Below are 25,943 nucleotides of genomic sequence, written 5' to 3' on the forward strand. Positions count from 1 at the left end.
AGATCCTATAAATATGGTAAAATCTTTTTCATTACTTTTGCATTGGTTGCATCTGTAACAATATCTTTTCTAAGATTTCTTTTTCTCTTAGTAGATTTCTTAGTTAAGATGTGAGATTTATAAGCTTTATTTCTTACAAGCTTTCCTGTTCCTGTAACTTTGAAACGTTTTGCAGCTGATTTGCTTGTTTTTAATTTAGGCATTGTATTTTCCTCCTTGATAATGTTCTTTTAGCGTTTTGGGGTTAAAAACATAACCATGCTTCTTCCTTCCACTTTCGATGGTTTATCAATGGTCGCAATATCTGATAATTTCTCAGCGAAATCTTCTAAAATATATCTTGACTTTGACATATGCGCCATCTCACGACCTCTGAAACGTAAGGTTACCTTAACTTTATCTCCTTTTTCGAGGAACTTCCTTGCGGCGCCCATCTTTGTATTCAAATCATTCGTATCAATGTTGGGAGATAAACGAACTTCTTTTATTTCGATTACCTTCTGTTTCTTTTTAGCTTCTTTTTCTTTTCTTGCCAGTTCATAACGATACTTACCGTAATCGATGATCTTGCAAACGGGTGGTTTCGCGGTAGGAGCAATTTTAACCAAATCAAGCTCTGCTTCCTTTGCCATCTGCATGGCATCTTTGGTCAACATAACTCCAAGCTTCTCTCCGTTTTCACCAATCAACAGAATTTCTTTATCTCTGATCTGTTCATTAATCATTAAATCGCTAATTGTCGTGCACCTCCATTATATTGTGTGTGTATTGGTCGGAATCACATTGCTGCCTTAAGGCATAAAAAAAAGTAGATAGACAAACGCTATCCACCACCAAAGTCTCTACACAGTATACCTATGTATGAAAGGCTATAAACCAGGGACACTTGCTCGTGCCGTGGTGAGGCGGATACCTACTTTCCTGTCTGTTGTTTCCACAACTTTTATTATAATACTACATATCAAGTAATGTGTCAATGTATTTCTCATCATTTATGTAAATTTTCTGTTGCCAACTGGTTAAAGCGGAGATACAATCGAGTAGTAAAAAGCTGATTGGGATCCTGCTCATCACAGCAGGAACCTTTATCATGATCCTTTAATATAGAAGAAAGACAAAGACTAACGGATATTCGTCTGCCTTTGTCTTTCCTTTTTATCTGGTCTTAAATGTGGCACATTCCGTATGCTCGGATGCTCTTGCACCATCACCCGCAATGCCAATGTGCTCCGCGGAACAGTGACGGCCTTCATTGTATACACAGTTAACCGCTTCACAATCCACTTCCAGTTTGCTCTCCGGTGTTTTGAATAAGTTGTGGAAAGAACCGTCTTTGTTCTCATCAAAGCTGCCGCAGCAGGTATCAATCGTATCCTTTGCCTGGGAGCCTTCTACTATAATTGCAGATTTACAACAGCAATTATCAGAATTGTGCAGACAGTTTGTTACATTGCAGTCTAATTTTGTCATGTCCGTTTCCTCCTGGAATTCTTATTGAGATTTTCTTTCAGGAGGTATTATGCGCCGGGGGGGAGGAAAATATTCTCACGAATATCTCCTCTTCCCGGTATCATGTTATTTCGATTCTTCTGTCACATTGACCTTTTTGATCTCTTTGGTACGAATCTCCCGGCAGATCTCATCGATGAAGTCTGCAAGGGGACGCTGTCCCTCATCTCCGTTAAAGCGGCTGCGTACGGAAACAACGCCTTCTTCTTCTTCTTTCTGTCCCACTACAAGCATATACGGCAGCTTAGAAAGACGTGCCTCCCGGATCTTATATCCGATTTTTTCTGCACGCTCATCCACGGTAGCAAGAACCCCGTTTGCTTTCAGCTGTTCTGCCACTTTGCCTGCGTACTCATGATATTTTTCGGAGATAGGAAGAACACGAACCTGCTCCGGACATAACCAGGTTGGGAACGCACCCTCATATTTTTCAATCAGCCATGCAAGCGTTCTTTCATAGCAGCCGATGGAGGTTCTGTGTATGATATAAGGACGTTTTTTTGTTCCATCCTTATCTACAAAGCTCATATCAAAACGTTCTGCCAGGAACATATCCAGCTGAATGGTAATCATGGTATCTTCCTTGCCATATACATTCTTTGCCTGAATGTCAAGTTTCGGGCCATAGAAAGCGGCTTCTCCTACTGCTTCCGTATACTCAATTCCGATATGATCCAGAATCTTACGCATCATTCCTTCCACTTCATCCCACATCTCAGGATTTCCAAGGTAATGGTCTGCATTGTCAGGATCCCATTTAGACATCTGATAAGTCACGTCACCTTCCAGACCCAGAGTAGTTAAGCAGTATTTTGCAAGATCAACACAGCCTTTGAACTCATCTTCAATCTGATCCGGACGAACAATTAAGTGACCCTCGGAAATGGTAAACTGGCGTACACGTGTCAGTCCGTGCATCTCTCCTGAATCTTCGTTACGGAAAAGAGTTGATGTTTCACCATATCTGCATGGAAGATCGCGGTAAGACTTCTGGCTCTGTTTGTATACGTAATACTGGAATGGACATGTCATGGGACGAAGTGCGAATACTTCATCATCCTTTTCTTCATCTCCCAGAACAAACATTCCCTCTTTATAATGATCCCAGTGATCTGAGATAATATACAGATCCCGCTTTGCCATCAGAGGAGTTTTGGTTCTCATATAACCGCGTCTCTCTTCTTCATCCTCGATCCATCTCTGCATGGTCTGAACAATCTTGGCGCCCTTTGGCATTAAAAGAGGGAGACCCTGACCAATCACATCAACAGTGGCAAACAATTCTAAATCACGGCCAAGCTTATTGTGATCCCGGTTTTTAATATTCGCCAGATACTCCAGATATTCATTCAATTCGTCTTTCTTAGAAAATGCGGTTCCGTATATACGGGTTAACATGGCATTCTTCTCGCTTCCTCTCCAATATGCACCGGAAGATGAAGTCAGCTTAAATGCCTTAATTGGCTTTGTGCTCATAAGATGGGGTCCTGCACAGAGATCGGTAAAATCTCCCTGCTTATAAAAAGAGATTTCCTCTCCCTCCGGAAGATCTAAAATCAGTTCTACCTTGTAAGGCTCCCCTTTCTCTTCCATAAATTTAACAGCTTCCTCTCTGGGAAGAGTAAAACGTTCAATAGGAGTTCCTTCTTTTATGATCTTTTTCATCTCAGCTTCTATTTTATCAAGATCCTCTCTTGAAAAAGATGGAGTATCAAAATCATAATAAAACCCATTCTCAATGGAAGGTCCGATTGCCAGTTTTGCCTGAGGATAAAGGCGCTTTACTGCCTGGGCCAGAATGTGGCTGGTGGTATGGCGGTAAGCTGCCAGACCAGCAGGATCATTGACTGTTAAAATACTTAAGCTGCAGTCCCTGTCCACCGTAGTCCTTAAATCCACAACCTCTCCATCTATCTCGCCCGCACAGGCATTTCTGGCAAGTCCTTCACTGATATCAGAAGCGATATCAATCACCGACATTGCATGATCATACTCTTTGACTGAACCGTCTTTCAGTGTAATCTTCATTGTTCTAATCTCCTTTACCAATTTTTGTAATCATGGATCAAATAAAAAAAGCCCCTTTCCATATGTCTCCATACAGAAAGGGACGATTCTAACGTAATAAATCGCGGTTCCACCCTACTTGAAAGAATGATTCCTCATTCAAACCACTTAAACTGATGATAACGGAATCACCGTTCCCGATTAAGGGACGCTCCAAGCTGGTCTTCTCCTGATATTCCGGCAAGGCACTTTCACCATATGTGCCTCTCTCTGAGCTCTCCTGTCAGGGTACTGGTCTTGTCACCGCTTTATCTTAATTAAATTTCTATGCCTAAATTATAACACTCAAAAACATTTTGTCAAGCGTCAAAAATATTTTGTTATAAAAGGAGAATCAGTGCCGCGGTAATCGCAACAATGCTGATAATGATTGACAGGGAATTGATTGCACTTGCCATCTCAATATCGCCTTTTAGATCTGCTGTGAATGCAGGTGCTACGGAAGCAATCGGGCCAAGAGTAACAATGGCTAACGTCTGGCGGACTTCCAGAATAAAAGGGGATAGAAAATAAAAGCCTGCTGCCATGATTACAGCAATCGAATACCGCATTACAAGCATCCGAATAATTTTTTTGATTTTCTCTTTGTCCATTCGGATCTCAAATCCGATACCAAGCATCAGCAGCGCCAAAAATGCATTGGCTGCACCTGCAGTATCTGCAAAACTGATTATAATACCCGGAAGACTGATCTTTAAGATGCTTAAAATGGTCATGATTACATAGGCATCAAAGGGGACAGAGGAAAAAAGCTTCTTCACCATCTTACCAACAGAAGGTTTTTCCCCTTCTCCTGCCACCATGCTGGCCAGGGAATAGGTCATGCCTGTACACATCACTGAATTGCCTGCATCAAAAAGGCTGGTGGCCGCAAAACCCACAGGGCTTAAAAAACTCTGCACAAAAGGCATAGTAAAATTCCCAACATTATAGCCGGACATATTAAGCATCGCGAAGGCTTTACTGTCTCCGGAACGGGTAAGATTGGTGATATAGCCGATCCCTATTGTCACAAGATTACACAAAATCCCAATGATACACATGGTAAGGAGGGAACGCTCCATGGTAATCCTGCTGAAATTGGAAACAATAGCGGCAGGAAGAGTTATCCTGATCACTACTCTGGAAATCAGATAAAAATCCTTTGCCTGAAAAAAACCTGCCCGCTTCAGTAAGTAGCCCATCAAAATTATTGCCACAAAGGCTGCTGCCCTCATTAGTACTGCCGTCATAAAAACTCCTTATTCTGTAATCAACAAACTGACGGCGGTGCTTTTAAGCCCCGCCAGTCGTTCTTTTTCTGTTATTTTACTTCTACGCTCCAGCCTGCAGGTCCTGTTACCTTGCCAAGCTGTATACCAGTGATGGTATCGTAGCATCTCTGGGTGAGCTCTCCGATCTTTCCGCCACCGATGGACATTCTCTCGTCCTCAAAGCGAAGCTCACCAACCGGTGAAACGACTGCTGCCGTACCGGTTCCAAAACATTCTTCCATCTCTCCAGATCTGGCTGCAGCCACCACTTCATCTACAGAAATCCTGCGCTCTTCCACCGGAAATCCCCATTCTCTGCACAATGCCAGAACGGAATCCCTTGTTACACCCTGCAGAATGCTGCCGTTTAACTCTGGTGTAATCACAACACCGTTAATCTTAAAGAAAATATTCATAGCACCGACTTCTTCGATGTATTTACGTTCAACACCGTCAAGCCACAGCACCTGGGAATATCCTTCGTCATGAGCCTTGACCTGGGCAGCAAGGGAAGCAACGTAGTTCCCTCCGGTCTTTGCTTCACCGATTCCGCCTTTTACCGCTCTCACGTAATCATCTTCAATCCAGATTTTAACCGGATCAAGTCCGCTGGCGTAATAAGCACCGACCGGTGACAAAATAATCATGAATTTATAAGTATGAGAAGGTCTGACTCCTAAAAACGGATCCGTAGCAATCACAAAGGGTCTGATGTAAAGAGACGTTCCAGGTTTTGTAGGAATCCAGTCCTGATCCACGCTTACAACCGTCTTTAACGCATCCAAAAATAACTCTTCCGGAATCTCCGGAATACAGAGTCTGTCATTGCTCCGGTTAGCACGCTCAATGTTTTTATCCGGGCGGAACAGCAGTATCCTTCCATCTTCGGTTTTGTACGCTTTCAAGCCTTCAAACATCTCCTGACCGTAATGAAACACCATTGAGGATGGTTCCAGTTCCAGCTTGTGGTAAGGCACAATTCTTGGGTCATACCAGCCTTTTCCTTCCTCGTAATCCATTTCAAACATATGATCTGTAAATATGGTACCAAATGTTAAAGGATTTTCTTTGCCTGGTTTTTCTTTCGGGCAAGCGGTTCTCTCAATTCTAATATTCTGCATGTTATACTCTTCCTTTCCCATACCGGCATATCGTCAGCTTTTCTAATTTGTTTATCATTATCTTCCAAAAAACTACTGCTGTCAAGAAAATTCAACCCTTTTTAATCTGCCGAAATGGAATCAAATCCATAACTTTTTGTTATATAACAGGGAATTATGATTTTTTCTTATTTAATTCCGGCCATACAGTGGCCAGCATGGTAGTAAAACAGGCGCCTCCTCCGATTAAGTTGGAAACTGGCTCTGCCATTAACACTCCATAGACACCATTTCCCAAGACAATGGGAAGTAAGATGATAAGAGGAATAACAATTACAACCTTTCTGAAAATAGAAAAAAATACTGCCCGTTTTGCCTTTCCCAGCGCTACAAAAACCGATTGCCCGGCAAATTGGAGAGACATGAGAAAAAATCCGAAATAGTAAATCCGCATGGATGGAATACCTGCTTTCAAAAGCTGCCCATCCTGATTAAAAATACGGATAAAAAATTCCGGAAAGCTGTGAACCAGAACCCACATGGCAGTCGTGTATACAATAGCTACCAAAGAAGTAAATTTAATGGCCTGTTTCACCCGCTTGTATTCGCCAGCACCATAATTAAAGCCCATGACCGGCTGTGAACCATTGGTTAAGCCACTGACAGGCATGGATATTACTTCTCTGACTGAATTAATTACCGTCATAATTCCAACATACAGATCACCTCCATAATGCTGAAGGGAGGAATTGTACATGATCTGTACCAGACTGTTGGTGATAGACATGGTAAAGCCGGACATTCCGAGCGCCGCAATGGACTTAACACGGTGTTTTTTCAGGCGGAAGGCAGAAAGCTTCAGCCGCAGAATAGTCTTTTTTCCAGTTAAGAAAAGGACAATCCAGAGAGCAGAGAGAAACTGGGATATGATTGTAGCAAAGGCAGCTCCTTTTACCCCCATACCCAGGGCAAAAATAAAGATGGGATCCAGCAAAATATTAGCTGCTGCCCCAACCAGAACTGTTGTCATTCCAATGGTTCCAAACCCCTGGGAATTAATAAAGCTGTTCATCCCCAGCCCGGTCATTACAAAAATGCTGCCAAGAAGATAAATACTGATATACTGACTGGCAAACGGATACGTCTGATCACTGGCACCAAACAGATACAGCATCGGTTTCTTAAAAAGCAGCCCTATAGCAGTAAGAACAATTCCAAATGCAATAAGAAGAATAAAGGAGTTACCCATGATCTTTTCTGCTTCTTCTTCATTCCCCCTGCCCCGTTCAATGGAACATAACGGTGCTCCTCCCATTCCAAATAAATTAGCAAAAGCGATTACTATAGAAATGATAGGAAGGCAAAGCCCCAGTCCGGTAAGAGCCAGAGTCGAATTCTCAGGTATTCTTCCAATATAAATTCTGTCTATGATATTATAAAGAACATTAATCAGCTGAGCAAGGGTCATGGGAACAGCAAGCTTTAATATATTCCCTACTATATTTCCTTTCGAAAAATCATTCTTTGTATCTGACATTCGTTCACTGCCTTTCTGTAATATTCTGCCAATATAGGCACTCTTTTAATGATAGCATGGATATTCTGATTTTGCATCCGTTTTTTTCCAGTCCCGCTTTTCAAATATTTTTCTTCGCAGCAGTAAAAAGCCGGTTCCATGACAGGAACCGGCGAACAGACAAAGAACGATTACATAAGGGAACGATATAACCGGATAAGGTCTTCCAGACTGGCTTCTTTCGGATTGCCGGGAGCACAGGCATCTGCAGCTGCAGACTCAGCTAGAAATGGAATATCCTCTTCCTTAACGATACTGGTTAAATCAACGGGAATTCCCACATCTGCCGAAAGCTTTTTCACTGCCGCAACTGCAGCTGCCCGGTACTCCTCCTGGCTCATTAAATCAGCCCCTTCCACTCCCATGGCTCTGGCTATATCACGATACTTTTCACCAGTTGCACTTGCATTAAACTCCATAATTGCAGGAAGAAGGATTGCATTTGCCACTCCGTGAGGGGTATCATAAACAGCTCCCAGAGCATGGGCCATAGAATGTACAATTCCAAGGCCGCAGTTTGAAAATCCCATTCCTGTAATATATTGTCCCAAAGCCATTCCTTCTCTGCCTTCTGAGGTATTCTCAACTGCTCCCCTTAAGCTTTTGCCGATCAGCTCGACCGCTTTTATGTTAAACATATCTGTAATAGGATTAGCGCCTTTAGTGATGTAACCTTCTATGGCATGAGTGAGCGCATCCATACCCGTAGCTGCTGTCAGTCCCTTTGGCATGCTGGACATCATGTCCGGATCAACAATTGCCACAACTGGAATGTCATGAGGATCAACGCATACAAATTTTCGTTTTTTCTCCACATCTGTAATTACATAGTTAATGGTCACTTCTGCCGCAGTACCAGCCGTGGTTGGCACTGCTATAATCGGAACCGACGGATTCTTAGTAGGCGCAACTCCTTCTAAGCTTCTCACATCTGCATATTCCGGATTTGCAATGATAATGCCAATTGCTTTGGAGGTATCCATAGATGAGCCGCCTCCGATGGCAATGATGTAATCAGCGCCGGATTTTTTGTATGCTTCTACTCCGGTCTGCACGTTCTCAATTGTAGGATTGGGTTTAATATCCGAATAAAGTTCATACTCCAGCCCGTTTTCTTCCAGTATTTTTGTTACCTTAGCGGTAACCTGGAATTTAATTAAATCAGGATCTGATGCGACAAAAGCCTTTTTAAACCCTCTTTTTGCCACTTCGCCGGGAATCTCAAGAATGGCGCCTGCGCCGTGATAGGATGTTTCATTTAAAATGATTCTGTTTACCATGATAATCTCTCCTTTCATACTGTTATAATTTTAACAACCAAGCCTCAAAAAATAAAGTTACAGTTCCGGGCTTTTGTAACATATGTTACATTACCTTTAAACTGTAACTTTATTTATGTGCATTAATACTATAATCATACCAGATTTGCTTCTTCAAAGACCGCAGACAGCTTAGGCGGCATGGCTTCTACAAGAGTTTTAGCCATATCCTGCGGCGTCTTTTGCATCCCGGACAAAACCCACTTAACAGTCATATACACAGATCCACGGCAATACATCTCCAGCAGGAACTCAATTTCATTGGATAAAGGCTCCTGTCTTCTGCGGATTAACAAATCCGTATAAAATCCCATAATCAGCTCGAAATCATGCTCCTTTAAAGAATTATAATCGTCAGAACGGAACGCACCCGTAAAGAAAACTGACTCCTTCTGAATGAACTGAAACTTTTCACTGAGACTCTGGCAGATAGTCTTGTCCACACCGATCTGGGCAAATGATTCCAGAACCAGCTTATCAAAATACCAGTTAATCAAATCATACTTATCCTTAAAATTGCGGTAGAATGTCTGCCTTGTCATCTGACAGCCGTCTACAATATTCTGAACCGTTATTTTATCCACCGGTTTTATCTTCATGCAGTTCTTTATGGAATCAGCCAGCTTGTATTTTGTTTTTTCATTCTTATTTGGATATTCAGCCATTTCTCGCTCCTGTTGGTTTATATGAATCTATTTTATCACAGCAGAAGGGTTTTGTGAACCTGGTCAGTGGTAAGTGTCTACGTAATTGGCGCTGGGTTAAAGATGCATAAATCATTATGAAGTTTGTATTTTTCCGCCCAGGTCTGTTTTTTTCCGCTTGCCACATCAATGATCTCCCGAAACAGCAGCGTCCCGATTTCTTCTATGGATGCTTCACCGGTTGCAATTGGTCCTGCATTGATATCAATCAGATCCATCCATTGGTTTTTCATATCATTTCTGGAGCAGACCTTTACGACCGGGGCAATTGCCAGACCGTATGGAGTGCCTCTTCCTGTCATAAACACCTGTAAACCAATTCCACTGGCCAGCTGACATGGACCACATACGATATCACTGGCAGGTGTAGCCGCATAAATCAATCCTTTTTTAGTCGGTTTTTCCGCTGGAGAAAGCACCTCCACAATAGGAGAAGTCCCTGATTTTGCTATGGATCCCATGGCTTTTTCCACAATATTGGCAAGTCCTCCCTTCTTATTTCCAGGAGTAGGATTAGCGCTTCTGTCAACCTCCCCTTCCTTAAGATAATTGTCGTACCACTTCATTTCCTGCGCCAGTTTTTTGCCTGTTTCTTCATTTACACACCGTTCTGCAAGCAGGTAGACACCGTCACGTACTTCCGTCACTTCAGAAAACAATACGGTAGCTCCGCCTTTTACCAGCATATCTGACGCATATCCGGCTGCAGGGTTGGCTGTCACTCCGGAAAAGGCATCACTGCCCCCGCATTGCATCCCAATCAGCAGTTCAGAAAGAGGTAATGTCTCCCGTCTTCTTTCATTTAAAATCTTAAGCTTCTTTTCCGCCATTTCCATCAGAGAATTGATCATTTCATCAAATCCTTTTTTCTCCTGGAGTATAATGACATTTTCTTCGTTGATATCAGCTTCCTCGCAAAGCATATCCACCGTAAACTTTTCACAGCCAAGGCCAACCACCATTAACTGCCCTCCAAAGTTTGGATGCTTAGATAAATTACGAAGCGCCCGTATGGGTATTTGAGCCTCCGGAGCATTAATTGCGACACCGCAGCCATATGCATGGTTGATTGGGACAATATTATCTACATTAGGGTATTTATGTAGCAGCTCCTTTTTCATTTTTTCTACTGCAACATTTAAAACTCCGGTAACACATTGCACCGTCGTACTGATTCCCAGTATATTTCTGGTTCCAGCCGGGCCTCCTAATGGGTTTACATACCCTTCCCACGAAGCAACGGGCGGATCAGGTAAATCAGTTACAAGATTGATGGAAAATTCCATCTCATCAACATTCGGCGGTTCCGGGAGTTCCAGCATATGCTCATTGATCCAGTCGCCTTTTTTTATTGGTTTCATGGCATAACCAAGAATCACTCCATAGCGAATGATTTTACCCCCCTGCGCAATATCTTCCAGCGCAATCTTATGAGCCTGTGGAATATCCTGGTGAGCAATAACCCCCTCCATCACTTCCATTCCGGCTTTGATTTCATTTACTGCAATAGCCACATTATCCTGTTCCTTGATCTTTACATATAATGGTATACTCATGTTTCTCTCCTATATTCTTACAGGGGTCAATACATTCCCTGCATGATCAAACTCTAAACTTTGGGGCTCATCCAGTGCCGTGACCCCCTTATACTTACCGGCAATCACCTCTTCATAATAACTTTCTGACAATTGTATCCTGTCAATGTGTAGGCTATTGGCAATTCTGACCATTCTGACATGCCCTTTGTCAATCTTATTACATGTTCGGATGCATATCTGTATTGCTTCCTTATCAGATGACACTACACAAGGAATTCTTGCCGATGCCAGCACGGTACTGGTAATGCAATTGGGATACATTTTTTCTATATCCATTTTATCAAATATTTTTTTAGTGATAGCACTTGCCAGACCACAACCCAGTGCATTTCCATGGGACTCTTCACTCAGATTTAAGAAACAGGTTCTTTGAACGTTGATCCCTCCAGATGCATACGGAGTGGAAAACGTTCCTGTTATATTAGGGTCCACCCCAGTCCCGCTGAAATTTTTACCAATCTCATCAACTACCAAGACATCTGTTTCTCCCACAATCAATTTGGGCATATTGTCAAAAGCCTCTTTGAGCAGTTCCGGCTCTCGTGACAAAATATCTTTCGCCAGAATACCTTCGATCTTGTAAGTTTCATCGTAAGCATTCTCAATACATGGAACTGCGAATAATATGTTCGCCTTTTCCAATACCACCTTTGCCATCGTGGGAATATTTTCTGCGATCACATCCATACCGTCACTATGCACCACGGACGCACCAGTCTGTTTTCCCAAACCAACCGTCATCATTTTACAGGGACCGCTTTCATACGCCCCACGGAAGGCATTGTGGGGTTTCAGCCGACAGGAAACAATAATTCCATCCGCTTCATAAGCATTCCGGTCAAGAACAACCTTTCTCCCCCTTTCCGAGTACCCAAGTTCTACCACCTCCATGGATGACCGAATGGGACAGCCCATAGATTCCGTGGTAATGTTATAACTTTCCAATACCTCCAACTGACCTTCTGACGTTGCTCCACCATGACTCCCCATTGCAGGAACGATGAAAGGCTCTGCACCCTTTGATTTGACAAAATCCACAATTGCTTTTGTAATAATATCCACATTACGGATTCCGCGGCTTCCAGCAGTAATTGCTACGTTCATCCCAGGTTTTATAAGGGAAGAGAAACATTCTTTTTCCAGTTCCTTATGAATCACAGCCGGAATCTCTACTGGTTTTATAACACTTCTTGAAAACTCCTGCCTTGCATGAAACATCTTGGGAATCTTTGTATCCTTTAGCAGTTGGCTGACAACTCCCTGACTTTTCACTTCCATCTTTTAAATCTCCTTTTTTACTTTCCGTCTTTTACTGTCAATCTGTTTATATCCAGTCCAGATTAACATAGCCATAGTGAATAATAAGAATACGGCCGCGATGGGAGATTTGAAGAATGCAAAGAAATTATTGTTGCTATACATAAGTCCACGAATCAGGTTTTCTTCAATCACCTTCCCCAAAACAAATCCCAGTATCATAGGAGCCTGCGGGAATTTATGTTTCATCATAAAGAATCCAATTAATCCAAAAAACAGTGCTGTCCACACATCAAACATATTGTGATTGGTTCCATAAGTACCTACAACACACAATACCAGTACAGCTGGAAGAAGAATGTATTTGGGAATTGCCAGTACTTTTACAAACATACGGATTCCGCCATATTCCACAATAAGCATTAAAAAGGTGGCTATTAAAAAGGAAGCAAAGATTCCATATACCAGTTCTCCGCTGTTTTTAAACAGCAGCGGTCCGGGAGCAATACCATGTAACGTAAGTCCGCCAAGAATCATTGCGGTCACCGTATCCCCTGGTATTCCAAGAGTTAAAAGAGGAATCAAGGCTCCGCCGATAGATGCGTTATTTGATGTTTCTGTTGCAATAACACCATCAATTATTCCCGTTCCGAACTTTTCCGGGTGCTTGCTTTGCTGCTTTGCAACACTATACGCTACAATATTAGAGGTCGCCCCTCCAATTCCAGGAAGAATTCCGATTCCGATTCCAAGCAAAGCTGACCGGATAAAGTTAACAAACTGCTCCTTAAATTCCTGAAAGGTAATTCCAAATCCTTTTATCTTGCAGCTCATAACTTTTGCTTTATCCGCTTTGATTCCATCCATTCCGACTTTTAATATCTCAGCTACAGCGAACAAACCAATCATGACAGGAAGCTGCTGAAATCCATTTTCTAAATCCCGGATTCCGAAGGTAAATCGTTGCGCTCCACCGATGGAAGCAATCCCAAATAAGGAAAATGTAAGACCTGCAACTCCACTCATCAACCCTTTTAAAAGGTTATCCCCTACCATAGCCCCTATCATGGTAAGAGCAAACAAGCAGATAGCAAAGTATTCATATGGGCCAAACTTTAAGGCAATTTTAGCCAGTGATGGGGCAATAAAAATCAGTGCAATAATGGAAAGTACCGTACCAAGGAATGAATATAAAATTCCTACACCCAGCGCCTTGCCACCTTCCCCGTTGTCTGCCATAGGGCCGCCATCAAAAGTAGTTGCCACAGAAGAAGGAGTACCTGGAATTTTTAATAATATTGCTGATATGAGTCCTCCAGAGGTACCTCCTACATAAAGCGCAATCAGCATGGCAATTCCATTTAAGGGTGACATGGAAAATGTAATAGGCAGACATAGTGCCACACCCATTGTCGAAGTAAGTCCAGGAATGGAACCGAATATAATTCCAATCACTACGCCGATGAAAATAACGATAAAACAGCCCGGGTTCAGTACGGACAATAAACCTTGAGTAATCATTTCATTCCTCCTCCTATTTTAGTATTCCGGTTGGCAATATAAGTGAAAACACATTTACAAACAGGAGGTTCACCAATATTGGTAATATAACAGATATCACTGCAAATGAAACAATCCGTTTCTTGTTCAACTGCTCTTTTGGAACAAACAGTAACATCTGGACAAACATGTATAATATAGAAGTGATAACAAATCCAACTGGTTTTAATAATAAAATATAAACGAACAATAAGACCAAGGTGGCAAAAAATCCTTTGACACTACCTTCAGATTTTTGTCCTTCACTCTTTTTCTCACTTAAGCTGGTGACTAACAGCAATGCACTAAGAAGAACCCAGATCGTCGCACATAACTTCGGCATAAAATCTCCGCCCTGTCCCATCGCTGCTCCTACCTCGATTCCCTGAGCTGAGACCCACAGGCTAACTCCGAAAATCAGCAAAACTGTGTGTATTACTATATCAGAAACTCTTTTTGTACCCATCATACGCTCCTTTTAAAAGAATCCCGGCAATAAATGCCGGAATCCTTATGACTGATCTGCTATTTCACTGAAAAATCTACCTCTTCAAGTAATTTATCAATTTCCGAAAATTTATTAAGTCCATCCTCTCTAGGAATGAATACTGGTTTCTGATAGTAGGAAGAATAGATCTTATCCTGATATTCCTTGTCCGTCTCAATGATATCTTTTAAAGCAGCATTAAATTCATCAACAAGTCCGTCATCCGTACCTTTTGGGAATGCAAAGAAATAATAAAACGGGAGCTTAATGTCATATCCCAAATTATGCATTGCCTTTATATCAATTCCTTCTGAATCAACCACCAGATCATCTTCTCCATCCATTGCCAGCGGAACGAGTGTTCCCTCTTTTACATAATCCTTTACAGAACCATATGCAGCCAAAATCACATCTACATGTCCTCCCAATACTGCTGCAAGGCGATCTGCCGCGGATCCCGCATCAACAATATTCACATCAAAGCCAGCATTTTTCATTTGCATGGCAACTGCATAGGAAGTGGCACCTGTCTGGGCTGCCATCTTTAATTCGCCCGGATGTTCTTTCGTATACTCAAGAAGTTCCTGTAGTGTCTTGATTCCAAGCTTTGAATTAATTGTAACAACATTTCCCACATTTAATCCGGCAATTGCTGCAAAGTTATATTCATCAAAGCCGTAATCCGTTGTTCCAGAAGCTTTATTTACTAATAAAGCCGTATGATAAAATACGATAGAACTTCCGTCATTTTCTGCATCTTTTACCTGACGGGTTCCGGTCGCTCCCCCGTTTCCATTCACGTTTGATACAACAAAATTTGCCGGAAGTTTTTCTGATAACTTCTGAGCCAAAAGTCTTGCATTAAAATCAGTATCTCCCCCTGCTCCGGCAGGCACCACAATCTCAACATTTTTGGGCCATTTTACCTCAGTTGCTGTCGTCCCCTCGGAAGTGTTTTCTGCTGAATTAGTTCCTGTTGCCTGTGCGCGATTCCCACACGCTACTAAAGTCCCCGCCATAGTGATTGCCATTAAAATACCAACTGCTCTCTTTAACATAACTCTCTTCTCCTTCATTAAGCATTTTGTTGTATTAATCCCTTGTCATACCCTATTATATTGGCATATTTACCATTTGTAAAATTAATAGTTTTTATATATCTCTAATTTTTTCTTATAGTTCTTCTTGTAATCCTGCAAAAATCCAGCTATACTACTAATAAACAGGCTGAAAGGATATGACAATGGATACCAAACAGATTGAGTATATATTAAAAATAGCGGAAGAAAACAACATAACCAAAGCAGCAGAAAAGCTTTTTATAACCCAGCCTGCCCTTAACCAACAGCTTCTGCGATTAGAAAAAGAGCTTGGAATCCAGCTTTTCCATCGCTCCAGAACTGACTGGCACCCAACACAAGCCGGAGAAATCTATTTAAAAAATGCACGTTTAATGCTGCAGATAAAAAAAGACACCTATCGCATCATCAACGATATGGTATCTGATAAAAAAGGAAATTTATCTGTAGGATTTACTCCGGGACGGGGCATTGCCATGTTCTGTGCTGTCTATCCAAAATTCCACAAAAAATATCCTGAAATAATAGTCACGCCCAATGAGATGAGCGTAAAAAAGCAACAGGCCGCCATTTCAAATGGCGACCTGGATATTGGATTTTTAACGCTCTGCGACAATCAGCGTACTTCCGATCATTATATACCAATTGCACAAGAGGAGATTTACCTTGCTATTCCTGCCAGACATCCCTTAAGCGCACTTGATTCATCTAAGACATATGAAAACAATTATCCAGATCTGGATATTACTGCTGTTAAATACGAACCCTTTGTCTTAATGTACAAGGAGTCTACCGTGCGGCATATGATCGATAATATATTTAAAGAAGCAGCGTTTGAACCAAATGTTTTGTTTGAGACAGCAAGTACAAGTACGATTCTTACCATGATTCAGGCAAATTTATGCTGCGGCCTGATTCCATATTATTATATAAAGAATCCAATAGAAGGAATCTCTTGTTTCTCTCTTCCTTCCCATCCCGCCTGGAGTGTGGCAGCCACTTACCGAAAAAACAGCTACCTTACTCATGCAGCAGAATATTTTATAAAACTTGCGAAGGATTACTGGAAAAATTAATGGGTCTCCTCTTCAAACTCAAATAAATTCAACCCCACTGTCTCGTCTTCCCGTCTCCCAACTATTCCCGGGATTGTGGTGACAACCAATTCTCCGGTAGCGCTGATTACTGCTCGTCCTAAGTGTCCGCCGTAGCATTCATTCGTATGCGGATTTCCAATAACCATATGCAAATGAAGATATGGATTTTCTCCTTTTACACTGATTGTACCAGTCAGGGATGCAATTTCGTATAAACCTTTGTATTCCCGGCTGTAGTATTGCTTCTTTTCTGTATCAAATACGCCCAGCTGAGCAGCATTTACTGCCCCAAGTCCGCTCACGCAAGCCAGCATAATTTTTTCTGTCTCGCAAAGGCGAATAAGACTGGTAAGTATTTCATCACCAGGATCCAACCGTATTACAAACGTATTTTCAAACTTTCTATATTCCATGTATAAACCTCCTTTGAATGTATATTGTTTATTAGTCTCTCAGAAACATCATGATGAATACAGCCATTAACAATCCAGAAGAAAACCAGATCGTTTTTTCCTGAAACAAGGGAACGAGAAAGCTTCCGGCGGCAGCTCCCAGCGCAAAAAACAGGATAACACCGTAATACCGCAGACATTTTTCCAGACTCTCCCTGTTTTTGGTCTTACGATAACGATAAAGCATTTCCGTTGCACTTCTTAAATTTCCAATGCACATCGTACTTGCGAAGGCACTTCCCTTCACTTTTCTAAATGCCTCTACCTGCATGGCACAGACAAATGATACCAATGAGTTGGCAAATAAATTAAACGACTGAGGCATAAAACCTACAAAGAACAGCAGTATAATTTCTATTATTACCACAATCTGTCTCCAGTGAATCGCTTCGCGGCACTGAAATCTCCCTCTGATTAGTTCGGAAACATAGATTCCTCCTGCAAATGACAAAATCGGCAATAAATACAGAAAGGCTGTATGCCAGCTCCGGCTTATCATATTATGGGTAAAGTTTATAATATTACCAGTCTGTGCATTTGCATAAACTTTTCCTCTGTAAAAATAAGTGTATGCATCCTGCAGGCCGCCAGAGATCGTTAAGATGATAACGGTAGACATCGCTTCCGACATCTGACCTTCTCCTTTTTTCCAAACCATTTTTGATTGTCCTCCTTAACAAAGCATACTATATCACAACTTTCGGCATTTGAAAATCAATCCAAACCAAAATTGAGCAAAAAATCTGTAGTTTCGATAAAATTCAACATAAAATTGGTAGTATTTATTAGTTCTTTGCTATATGCTTAATGGGCATTAAAACATTGCTCAAAAGGAGAATTTACATGTCACCAAAAGCAACCTTATCTGCCAAAGACGAAAAGTTCCGCTATTTCGCACTTCACGATAATATGTGGAAAGTTGTTCTTTATGTGGGAGCACCACTGGCACTCTATCAGAGTTTAAATCAGCTGTTTAAAATATTTGACTCCATGATGGCGGCACACATCAGTGCCGCATCCGTTTCGGCAGTTGCTTACCTGTCCCAGATTAATTTATCTCTTTCCGCCTTAGGAGGAGGTCTTGCCATCGGTTCCAGCTTAAAGATCAGCCAGGCCTATGGAGCAGGTGATTTTGATCTGGTAAAGAAACGAGTCAGCAGCCTGTTCGCCATGTGCGCCTTATTAGGTGCAGCAATCCTTATTATTTTAATGCCCTCTGCAACTCAATTTCTCAGGCTTGCAAAAACACCGGAAAGTTTTATTGCAGAAGGTACTCAGTATTTCCGCCTGGAACTGGTTGGTATGGTCATCAGTTTCTTTAATAATGTATACATTGCAATTGAAAGGGCAAGAGGAAATTCGAAAAGAATCCTCCATTTAAATATGGGCGTTATCGCAGTAAAGTTATCTCTGACCGCTTTATTTGTATATGTGCTGGGATCAGGAATCAACATGATCTCTGTGGCAACCATAATCTCTCAGATTTTTATTCTTATTGCTGCTGTGATTAATTTAAATCAGAAGGATAATGCATTTGGTTATTCGTTTCGAAGCATCAGCTTAAAGTCCACGGTAATTGTACCTATGATTAGCTTATCCATACCGGTCATTATTGAAAAAATTGCCTTTTCTCTTGGCAAGGTAGTCGTCAATTCCATGAGTACGATCTATAGTGCTTTAACAGTAGGTGCTTTGGGGATCTCCAATAATATCGGAGGGATCACTACAATGCCCCAAAACGGTTTTCAGGAAGGGGGTTCCGCCATCATCAGCCAGAACATGGGCGCAGGAAAGCCAGAGCGTGCACTGAAGGCATTTGGCTGTATTCTGGCCATTAACATTATGCTGGGGGCGGTACTCATGTCTTTGTCGCTGATCTTTTTAGGCCAGATCAGCAGGCTTTTTGCCGGTGAGGATCAGGAATTTGCCAACATGATAGCTTCTATATACCATTATGAGGCCTATGGTGCCATTCCATTGGGAATTAATTCCTCAATCCTTGCACTTTTATACGGCTTTGGCAAAACCAGAATCACCCTGGCCATTAATTTCTGCCGGGTATTCGTATTTAGAATCCCCGTACTCTGGTACTTACAGAACTTTACGAAATTTGGAAGCACCAGCGTCGGAATGGTGATGGCAATCAGCAATATCTGTACCGGGTTGTTTGCCCTTCTCATTGGATTCATTGAAATCCGGAAAGTTTGTAAAAAACATAATATTACAATACAATTCTTTCCTGCTGCTAAAAAAATGCTGCAGAAAACGGATTCCTAACCGATTAAGAAATAAACAGGGTGCTTCTTCTTTGCTCACGCATTGAAAAGCACCCTGTTATTATTCCCACGATATTACACTGCCTGCTTTAAGAGACTCTGGAACTTTAATAATTCTCTGATTGGATGATCCCTTAAACCGCAGCTTTAAATCTTTCTTCTCTTCTACAAACTTACCATCTACCAAAACATCCAGACATGCTAAAATCCGTCGTGTCTCCGGAACGCGTTCAGCCATGCCGCCCAGAATATCTGTCTCAAAATCATACCCTGTATAGCACCAGATGGTCTTGTCAGGAAAACGGCGCCGGACTTCTTCCACCAGCTGCAAAATACCTTTCTGGTTGTCCGGATGCATGGGCTCCCCTCCCAAAAGAGAGAGCCCTGCAATATAACTGTGATCAAGATATCCAAGTATCCGTTCCTGTGTTTCCTCTGTATAAGCTTCTCCATAGTGGAAATCCCATGCTTCAGCATTAAAGCACCCCTTACAGTAATGCGTGCAGCCGCTGACAAATAAGGATACTCTCACGCCTGACCCATTGGCAACATCAGTGGGTTTTATTGTAGCAAAATACATGGCTCCTCCTAAAGATGCAGTACTCTGGACTTTATTTCTTTGGTCTTCCCTGTGTTCCAGAAATTCTCTCCTAAATAACCGCAGGTTCTTCTGGTTACATTCATTCGGTTCTTATCTTTATTACGGCACTGGGGACATTCCCATTCCATATTGTCATTAATAATTATCTCTCCGTCATATCCGCATACCTGGCAATAGTCAGACTTGGTATTAAACTCTGCGTACTGAATGTTATCATAGATAAATTTTACGATATCTTCCATCGCCTCTAAATTATGCCTCATATTGGGAACTTCCACGTAGGAAATAGCTCCGCCTGAAGAAATCTTCTGGAACTGGCTTTCAAAATTAAATTTGGTAAAAGCATCAATATGCTCTCTTACGTCAACATGATAGGAGTTGGTATAATAGCCTTTATCTGTCACATCAGGAATGCTTCCGAAACGTTCCCGGTCAATCTTAGCAAAACGGTAGCACAAGGATTCAGCCGGTGTTCCGTACAGTCCAAAGCCAAGACCGGTCTCTTCTTTCCATCTATCTACGGTCTCTCTCATGTAATTCATAATGCGAAGTGCGAATGATTCGCCCTCAGCAGTGGTGTGGCTGACGCCCTTCATAAGCCTGGTTGTTTCGTATAAGCCGATGTATCCAAGGGAAATGGTTGAATACCCGCCGTGAAGGAGGCGGTCAATGGTCTCTCCCTTCTTAAGCCTTGCAATTGCTCCGTACTGCCAGTGAATAGGGCTTACATCAGACACCGTTCCCTCCAGCGATTTATGCCTGTACATCAGTGCTTCAAAGCAGAGGCTTAACCGTTCTTCCAGCAGATTCCAGAACGTTTTTTCATCTCCGCTTGCTATGATTCCGATCTGAGGAAGATTTAAGCTCACCACGCCCTGGTTAAATCTCCCTTCAAATTTATAGTTTCCATTCTCATCTTTCCAGGGAGACAGAAAGCTTCTGCAGCCCATACAGCTGAATACGTTGCCTTCATAATATTCCCGCATCTTTTTAGCCGAGATATAATCCGGGTACATCCGTTTAGATGAACACTGCACTGCAAGCTTTGTAATAAAGTCATATCTTCCGCCTTTTAAGCAGTTGTTCTCATCAAGAACATAGATCAGCTTTGGAAATGCAGGGGTTACATATACGCCGGATTCGTTCTTGATCCCTTCCAGTCTCTGGCGGAGAACCTCTTCCACAATCAAGGCATTCTCTTCGATATATTCATCCTGATCATCCAGGCATAAGAACAAAGTAACAAAGGGGGCCTGGCCATTGGTTGTCATGAGTGTGTTAATCTGATACTGTATGGTCTGGACACCGGACTTTAACTCATCCCTTAAACGAATGGAAGCAATCTTCTCTATCATCTCTTCGGATACTGAATCTCCGAATTCTTCTTTGATCTGCTTATGAAATTTGTTGCTGCTTTTTCTTAAATATTTTCCGAGATGACGGATATCTACAGACTGACCTCCGTACTGATTGCTGGCTACAGCCGCAATAATCTGGGTCATGACTGTACAAGCCACCTGAAAGCTCTTAGGACTTTCAATCATCTTCTCATTCATAACCGTCCCGTTATCCAGCATATCGCCGATATTGATCAGACAACAGTTAAAAATCGGCTGCACGAAATAATCCGCATCGTGAAAATGAATGGATCCCTGTTCATGAGCAAGGGAAATCCGCTCCGGCAGAAGCATTCTCTTTGTTAAGTCTCTGGAAACCTCTCCTGCTATATAATCTCTCTGTGTCGATGCAAGAATGGTATTCTTATTGGAGTTCTCCTCAGCCAGTTCTTTATTCTCGTTCTTAATCAGTTTTAAAATGGATTCATCCGTTGTATTAGCCTTACGAAGTAAAGCTCTCTGGTAACGGTAAATGATATATTTTTTGGACAATGTATACTTGTTGTTATTTACAAGACCGCTTTCGATCATGTCCTGTATGTTCTCCACATTCATTACATCTTCTGAATGGCTTTCCACATGATCTAAAATGGCATGTATCATGTCCTCGCCAGCCTGCTCGGAAAACTCCACCTCGGCATTGGCTTTGCAAATTGCCTTGATGATCTTTTCTCTGTCATACTCCACAATTCTGCCGTCGCGCTTTTGTACCTTTATCATTCCTGTCACCCTAACCTATTCAATATTTTGTATGTTAATATAAATCTCCACTACATATAGTGCTTTTTAATTATACACCACCTAGAAAAAATGTAAAGGAGATTTTTGGAATTTTAACGGATAAAGTTAGTCCAGACTTTTTCTTCTTCCTTTGGAAGGCCGATTCCTGCTGCTTTACCCGCCTCAATACATTTTAAAAGCCATGCCATATTTTTTCCCAGAATCCTCATTGTGTAAAGTCCTTCTAAATCCTGCTCCACTTCCTCGGGAGTTCTTCCATGTACCATATTCCAATAGGAGGAGGAAACAAGCGGCATCTGAGCAATGGTAAAATACTTATTTAAGGAATCAAGGGTAGCCGTAGTACCCGCTCTTCGTGCTGAAGCTATGGCTGCTCCTGGTTTATGGGCGAAATTTCTTCCTGCTGCATAAAAGAGACGGTCAAGGAATGAAAACAGCGCTCCATTGGCAGACGCATAATAAACCGGCGAACCTACAACGAGACCATCTGCCAGTTTCATCTTTTCAATAAATTCATTTACCGGATCATCCTCAAATACACAGGCCCCAATCTTCATGCATGTTCCGCATGCAATACATCCATGAATTGCCTTAGATCCAATATGAACCAGTTCTGTATCAATTCCCTCTGCATTCAATGCCCCTTCTACTTCAAGAAGGGCACGGTTGGTGCAGCCTTCCTCGTGAGGGCTGCCATTTAATAACAATACATTCATGTCTCTCCTGTCCTTTCTTTAATTCAGAAGTCCCAGCAAGTCTTCCCTGGTTAAATTGCTCAGGGAAACGGTTCCTTCTGTTATAATCTGTTCCGCCAGATCTTTTTTGGATTCCTGAAGCTTTAAAATATTTTCTTCAATTGTACCCTTGGTGATCAGTTTAAATACCGTCACCTGTTTGTCCTGGCCAATTCTGTGAGCTCTGTCTGTTGCCTGATTCTGTGCTGCCACATTCCACCAGGGATCAAAATGAATGACTATATCAGCTGCAGTTAAATTAAGACCCGTTCCCCCCGCCTTTAATGAGATGAGAAATAGCGGTATATCATCATTTTTAAAGGACTTAACCATACGAAGCCGTTCTTCCTTGGGAGTCGCCCCAGTCAGCATATAGTAGGAAATCCCTTCCGCTTTCAGCCTTGTTGCGATGATTTCCAGCATAGAGGTGAATTGGGAAAACAGAAGGATCTTATGTCCTCCCTCCACACCATTTCTGATCAGATCAACACAGGTTTCAAGCTTAGCGGAAGCTCCCCTGTAATTCTCATAACACAAATGGGGATCGCAGCAGATCTGGCGCAGCTTTGTCAGCTCTGCCAGTATCTGGATGTTATTCCTGCCGGTTCTCTCCCCCCTGTTTTCCAGTTCTGCCTTTAAGCGGTACGCATTGGCTGCATAGATATCCTTTTGCTCTTTGTCAAAAGCGGAGTACACCACAGTCTCCAGTTTGTCCGGCAGTTCCTTCAATACATCCTTTTTAAGTCTTCTTAAGATAAATGGTCCTATCAGGCGGTGAAGGCTCTCCAGAACCCATTGCTCCTGATTCTTCACGATTGGCAGCTCATATTCTTTCTTAAACTTCTGATAATGGAACAAAAAACCAGGCATCAGAAAATCAAAAATACTCCAAAGCTCAGAAAGTCGGTTTTCTATGGGTGTTCCAGTCATTGCAAATCTGCAGACAGCTTCAACTGATTTCACTGCCCTGGCGCTCTGGGTGGATGCATTCTTAATGTACTGGGCTTCGTCAATAATCTGAAACCGGAAAGTTCTGCCTTCATAAAGATCAATATCCCGTTTCAGCAAATCATATGAAGTAACCACTACACTGCCTTTATCCAGATTCCTTAACTGCTCTTCCCTCTCCGCAGCCGTACCTGTTACCGTTACTACGTTTAATTCAGGAGCAAATAAGTGGATTTCATTCTCCCAGTTAAAGACGAGAGAAGCCGGGCAGACAACGAGAAATTCCGCTTCCGGATTCTTCTGTGCTTCATCCAGAATTAACGTAATGACCTGAAGAGTCTTGCCCAGTCCCATATCATCAGCAAGAATTCCGCCAAAACCATAATGGTCCAGAGTTTTAAGCCAGAGGTACCCGGTCTTCTGATAGCCCCTTAGCACATGCTTTAAGGACTGGGGTATTTCAAAATCACTGTCTTCCACGGATTTCATCCCACGGACTATTGCTTTGTACAGCTGGTCCCTGTATAAGGTTATGCCGCTTTCCTCTTTAAAAAGACCATCCAGATAAAGAGCCCTGTATTTAGGAAGCCGGAAGTTTTTCTGCTCCATCTCATCCGGACTCACCCCCAGCCCTTCCACCAGCTTTGCTATAGTGATCAGACCGTTGTCCTCAAGGTTTACAAATTCTCCGCTCTTGAGCCGGTAGTATTTCTTTTTACTGCTGTATTCAGATAAAAGCCTGACTAAGTCTGTTCCTGTCAGTTCCCCTGCATCCACATTCAGTTCCAGCCAGTTCCCCGCACTTTTCACACCAACTGCGATTTTAGGAGGAGGAAGCACCTTCAGCTTTTTAAATGACTCGGAAAAATATACCTCTCCCACAGCCATAAACTCTCTTACACCCTCGGTTAGAAGACGGTATACTGCTTCTTCGTCATCCCGTATGGCCGGATAATCAGATTCATATTCCCTGTATTTAAAATATCTGGTAATCAGCTGGCTGATACGAAATTCTCCCGGAACATCCCTGCAAACGGTTCGCGGCAGTCTTTCATCCTCCACCGGCTGAAAGGAATAACTTCCATAAGAAAGCGTAGGGCGAAGGACCAGTTTATTCAGACCATCGGAATCAAACTCAAATTTTGCCTTAAGTTCATCCGGCTGAAAGGACTCCAGATCAAGACTCCCCGAATCCACGGTACAGTATGCGGAAATCCTTTTTATCACCCGCTCATAAAAAAGAGGCATATCCTTATTGTTGATTTCTGTCTGATAGTCCATCCCATAACCATTTATCATCTGGTTTAAAAAGACTCCAAGAGTATCACTGCAGGGCTGGTCACAGCAATAGAGATATTTTCTGTCTCCCAGATAAAGATGAGTCTCTCCTTTCAGTACCAGGAGATTTTTGTCTATGGAAATACGAACTCCGTCTCTGCCTGAACGGACCGCCGTCACAGTCAGATCCGGATTGCAGTTGGAAATCTCCAGCTGCCGTTTCTCTCCCTTGTGATCTTCAAACTCCAGCGTGTTTCCCTTCATAATCTGAAAAAAACGGTCTCTTGCCGTTTTGCTGAGATTTAAGTAGCGCATCACAGGACGTGCAGAAAATGAACTTTTCTGCATCTGTTCATATTGTTCGCAGTAGGAATTGATGACTTCCAGCATAAAATCCAGCAATGGCCGGCTTTTTTTTACGAAAACTGACCGGTTGTGGTAAAATGAAAGGTTTTTACCATATTCCACATAGGTTCCATGATCCATTGCATCTGCAAAGGCCGCTAAATCTTTGATGAGGTACAGCCGGTCTCTGCCAAGCTTCACTTCCAGCTTTACTTCCCTGCGGCTTACAATCACAGATACCGAAAGATGTATCTGTTCTTCCTGCCCCTCGCTCATAATCCTGGCCACTTCTCCATTGGTGTACTCGCGGATCATGGCTCTGACCTGGGCGGAGGTAACAACCGGCTTGCCCTGATTTCCAGCTTCCTGCTCCTCATATGCCTTTAAAAGGGCCTTGCAGTGAGGGCACATCCCCCGATAAGAATTTCCCAGAGCACAGGAACAAGAGTAGTCAAATACCTGACTACCCTTGAGATGAAGACTTACCTTATATTCTTTTCCCTGATCTTCCACCAGTGCTTTTACTCCTGTTTCACCTTTCCAGAAAGCATTGGCAGTTATCTGTGATACTTTCATAAACCCTCAC

At 42.3% G+C, this 25,943-nt stretch carries 22 protein-coding genes; 2 read left to right on the forward strand and 20 right to left on the reverse strand.

The window, feature by feature from the left end; translation table 11 throughout:
- Positions 1-5 precede the first annotated feature (5 nt).
- The 14 genes from rpmI to RZO55_RS15650 all read right to left on the reverse strand — a co-directional run bounded on the left by rpmI (position 6) and on the right by RZO55_RS15650 (position 15,467).
- Positions 6-203, reverse strand: coding sequence for a 50S ribosomal protein L35 (gene rpmI / locus RZO55_RS15585; RefSeq protein WP_013272956.1), 198 nt, complete (start codon positions 201-203; stop codon positions 6-8).
- A 27-nt stretch (positions 204-230) separates the two neighbouring features.
- On the reverse strand, positions 231-725 hold the full coding sequence (infC, locus tag RZO55_RS15590) for a translation initiation factor IF-3 (RefSeq protein WP_277407941.1): 495 nt from the start codon (positions 723-725) through the stop codon (positions 231-233).
- A gap of 430 nt (positions 726-1,155) precedes the next feature.
- Complete coding sequence (locus tag RZO55_RS15595; protein WP_318065170.1) at positions 1,156-1,470, reverse strand: DUF1540 domain-containing protein; 315 nt, start codon at positions 1,468-1,470, stop codon at positions 1,156-1,158.
- Between the two features lie 105 nt (positions 1,471-1,575).
- Positions 1,576-3,537 carry a threonine--tRNA ligase gene (gene thrS / locus RZO55_RS15600; RefSeq protein ID WP_318065171.1) on the reverse strand — a complete coding sequence of 654 codons (1,962 nt, stop codon included), beginning with the start codon at positions 3,535-3,537 and terminating at the stop codon, positions 1,576-1,578.
- 359 nt (positions 3,538-3,896) lie between these two features.
- Entirely contained in the window at positions 3,897-4,808 is a 912-nt protein-coding gene (locus RZO55_RS15605) for an AEC family transporter (protein WP_318065172.1), read from the reverse strand.
- 71 nt (positions 4,809-4,879) lie between these two features.
- On the reverse strand, positions 4,880-5,950 hold the full coding sequence (locus tag RZO55_RS15610) for a branched-chain amino acid aminotransferase (protein WP_318065173.1): 1,071 nt from the start codon (positions 5,948-5,950) through the stop codon (positions 4,880-4,882).
- A gap of 154 nt (positions 5,951-6,104) precedes the next feature.
- Positions 6,105-7,466: an MATE family efflux transporter gene (locus RZO55_RS15615; RefSeq protein ID WP_318065174.1), complete on the reverse strand. Its 1,362-nt coding sequence runs from the start codon at positions 7,464-7,466 to the stop codon at positions 6,105-6,107.
- 170 nt (positions 7,467-7,636) lie between these two features.
- Positions 7,637-8,785: a lactaldehyde reductase gene (gene fucO / locus RZO55_RS15620; RefSeq protein WP_318065175.1), complete on the reverse strand. Its 1,149-nt coding sequence runs from the start codon at positions 8,783-8,785 to the stop codon at positions 7,637-7,639.
- Between the two features lie 134 nt (positions 8,786-8,919).
- Positions 8,920-9,489, reverse strand: coding sequence for a TetR/AcrR family transcriptional regulator C-terminal domain-containing protein (locus RZO55_RS15625; RefSeq protein WP_318065176.1), 570 nt, complete (start codon positions 9,487-9,489; stop codon positions 8,920-8,922).
- 77 nt (positions 9,490-9,566) lie between these two features.
- The gene (gene garD / locus RZO55_RS15630) at positions 9,567-11,084 is read right to left on the reverse strand and encodes a galactarate dehydratase (RefSeq protein WP_318065177.1); all 1,518 of its coding nucleotides are present in this window, start codon (positions 11,082-11,084) and stop codon (positions 9,567-9,569) included.
- Between the two features lie 9 nt (positions 11,085-11,093).
- Entirely contained in the window at positions 11,094-12,404 is a 1,311-nt protein-coding gene (locus RZO55_RS15635) for a nickel pincer cofactor-dependent isomerase, group 22 (RefSeq protein ID WP_318065178.1), read from the reverse strand.
- Between the two features lie 3 nt (positions 12,405-12,407).
- The gene (locus RZO55_RS15640) at positions 12,408-13,904 is read right to left on the reverse strand and encodes a tripartite tricarboxylate transporter permease (protein WP_318065179.1); all 1,497 of its coding nucleotides are present in this window, start codon (positions 13,902-13,904) and stop codon (positions 12,408-12,410) included.
- Between the two features lie 13 nt (positions 13,905-13,917).
- Complete coding sequence (locus RZO55_RS15645; protein WP_318065180.1) at positions 13,918-14,391, reverse strand: tripartite tricarboxylate transporter TctB family protein; 474 nt, start codon at positions 14,389-14,391, stop codon at positions 13,918-13,920.
- A 56-nt stretch (positions 14,392-14,447) separates the two neighbouring features.
- Positions 14,448-15,467, reverse strand: coding sequence for a tripartite tricarboxylate transporter substrate binding protein (locus RZO55_RS15650; protein WP_318065181.1), 1,020 nt, complete (start codon positions 15,465-15,467; stop codon positions 14,448-14,450).
- Positions 15,468-15,646: 179 nt separating this feature from the next.
- On the opposite strand from RZO55_RS15650, the gene RZO55_RS15655 reads away from it, so the two are divergent.
- Positions 15,647-16,564 carry a LysR substrate-binding domain-containing protein gene (locus RZO55_RS15655; RefSeq protein ID WP_318065182.1) on the forward strand — a complete coding sequence of 306 codons (918 nt, stop codon included), beginning with the start codon at positions 15,647-15,649 and terminating at the stop codon, positions 16,562-16,564.
- On the opposite strand, the gene RZO55_RS15660 is transcribed toward RZO55_RS15655, so the two are convergent.
- Together RZO55_RS15660 and RZO55_RS15665 are read right to left on the reverse strand one after the other, a co-directional pair.
- Positions 16,561-16,998: a PPC domain-containing DNA-binding protein gene (locus RZO55_RS15660; RefSeq protein WP_318065183.1), complete on the reverse strand. Its 438-nt coding sequence runs from the start codon at positions 16,996-16,998 to the stop codon at positions 16,561-16,563. The two genes, RZO55_RS15655 and RZO55_RS15660, sit on opposite strands and share 4 nt — an antisense overlap.
- Positions 16,999-17,029: 31 nt before the next feature.
- Entirely contained in the window at positions 17,030-17,695 is a 666-nt protein-coding gene (locus RZO55_RS15665) for a YoaK family protein (protein ID WP_318065184.1), read from the reverse strand.
- A gap of 185 nt (positions 17,696-17,880) precedes the next feature.
- Between RZO55_RS15665 and RZO55_RS15670 the strand changes: the two genes are divergently transcribed.
- The gene (locus RZO55_RS15670) at positions 17,881-19,314 is read left to right on the forward strand and encodes an MATE family efflux transporter (protein ID WP_318065185.1); all 1,434 of its coding nucleotides are present in this window, start codon (positions 17,881-17,883) and stop codon (positions 19,312-19,314) included.
- 60 nt (positions 19,315-19,374) lie between these two features.
- On the opposite strand, the gene nrdG is transcribed toward RZO55_RS15670, so the two are convergent.
- The 4 genes from nrdG to RZO55_RS15690 all read right to left on the reverse strand — a co-directional run bounded on the left by nrdG (position 19,375) and on the right by RZO55_RS15690 (position 25,933).
- On the reverse strand, positions 19,375-19,893 hold the full coding sequence (gene nrdG, locus RZO55_RS15675) for an anaerobic ribonucleoside-triphosphate reductase activating protein (protein ID WP_318065186.1): 519 nt from the start codon (positions 19,891-19,893) through the stop codon (positions 19,375-19,377).
- Between the two features lie 8 nt (positions 19,894-19,901).
- Positions 19,902-22,028 carry an anaerobic ribonucleoside-triphosphate reductase gene (gene nrdD / locus RZO55_RS15680; protein ID WP_336624318.1) on the reverse strand — a complete coding sequence of 709 codons (2,127 nt, stop codon included), beginning with the start codon at positions 22,026-22,028 and terminating at the stop codon, positions 19,902-19,904.
- Between the two features lie 116 nt (positions 22,029-22,144).
- Positions 22,145-22,768, reverse strand: coding sequence for a flavodoxin family protein (locus RZO55_RS15685; RefSeq protein ID WP_318065188.1), 624 nt, complete (start codon positions 22,766-22,768; stop codon positions 22,145-22,147).
- Positions 22,769-22,786: 18 nt separating this feature from the next.
- A complete protein-coding gene (locus RZO55_RS15690) occupies positions 22,787-25,933 on the reverse strand; it encodes a DEAD/DEAH box helicase (protein WP_318065189.1) in 3,147 nt (1,048 codons plus the stop codon).
- Between the last annotated feature and the right edge of the window lie 10 nt (positions 25,934-25,943).

Origin of the sequence: Clostridium boliviensis, from assembly GCF_033342255.1 — a bacterium.
Classification (GTDB): Bacteria; Bacillota; Clostridia; order Lachnospirales; family Lachnospiraceae; genus Lacrimispora; species Lacrimispora boliviensis.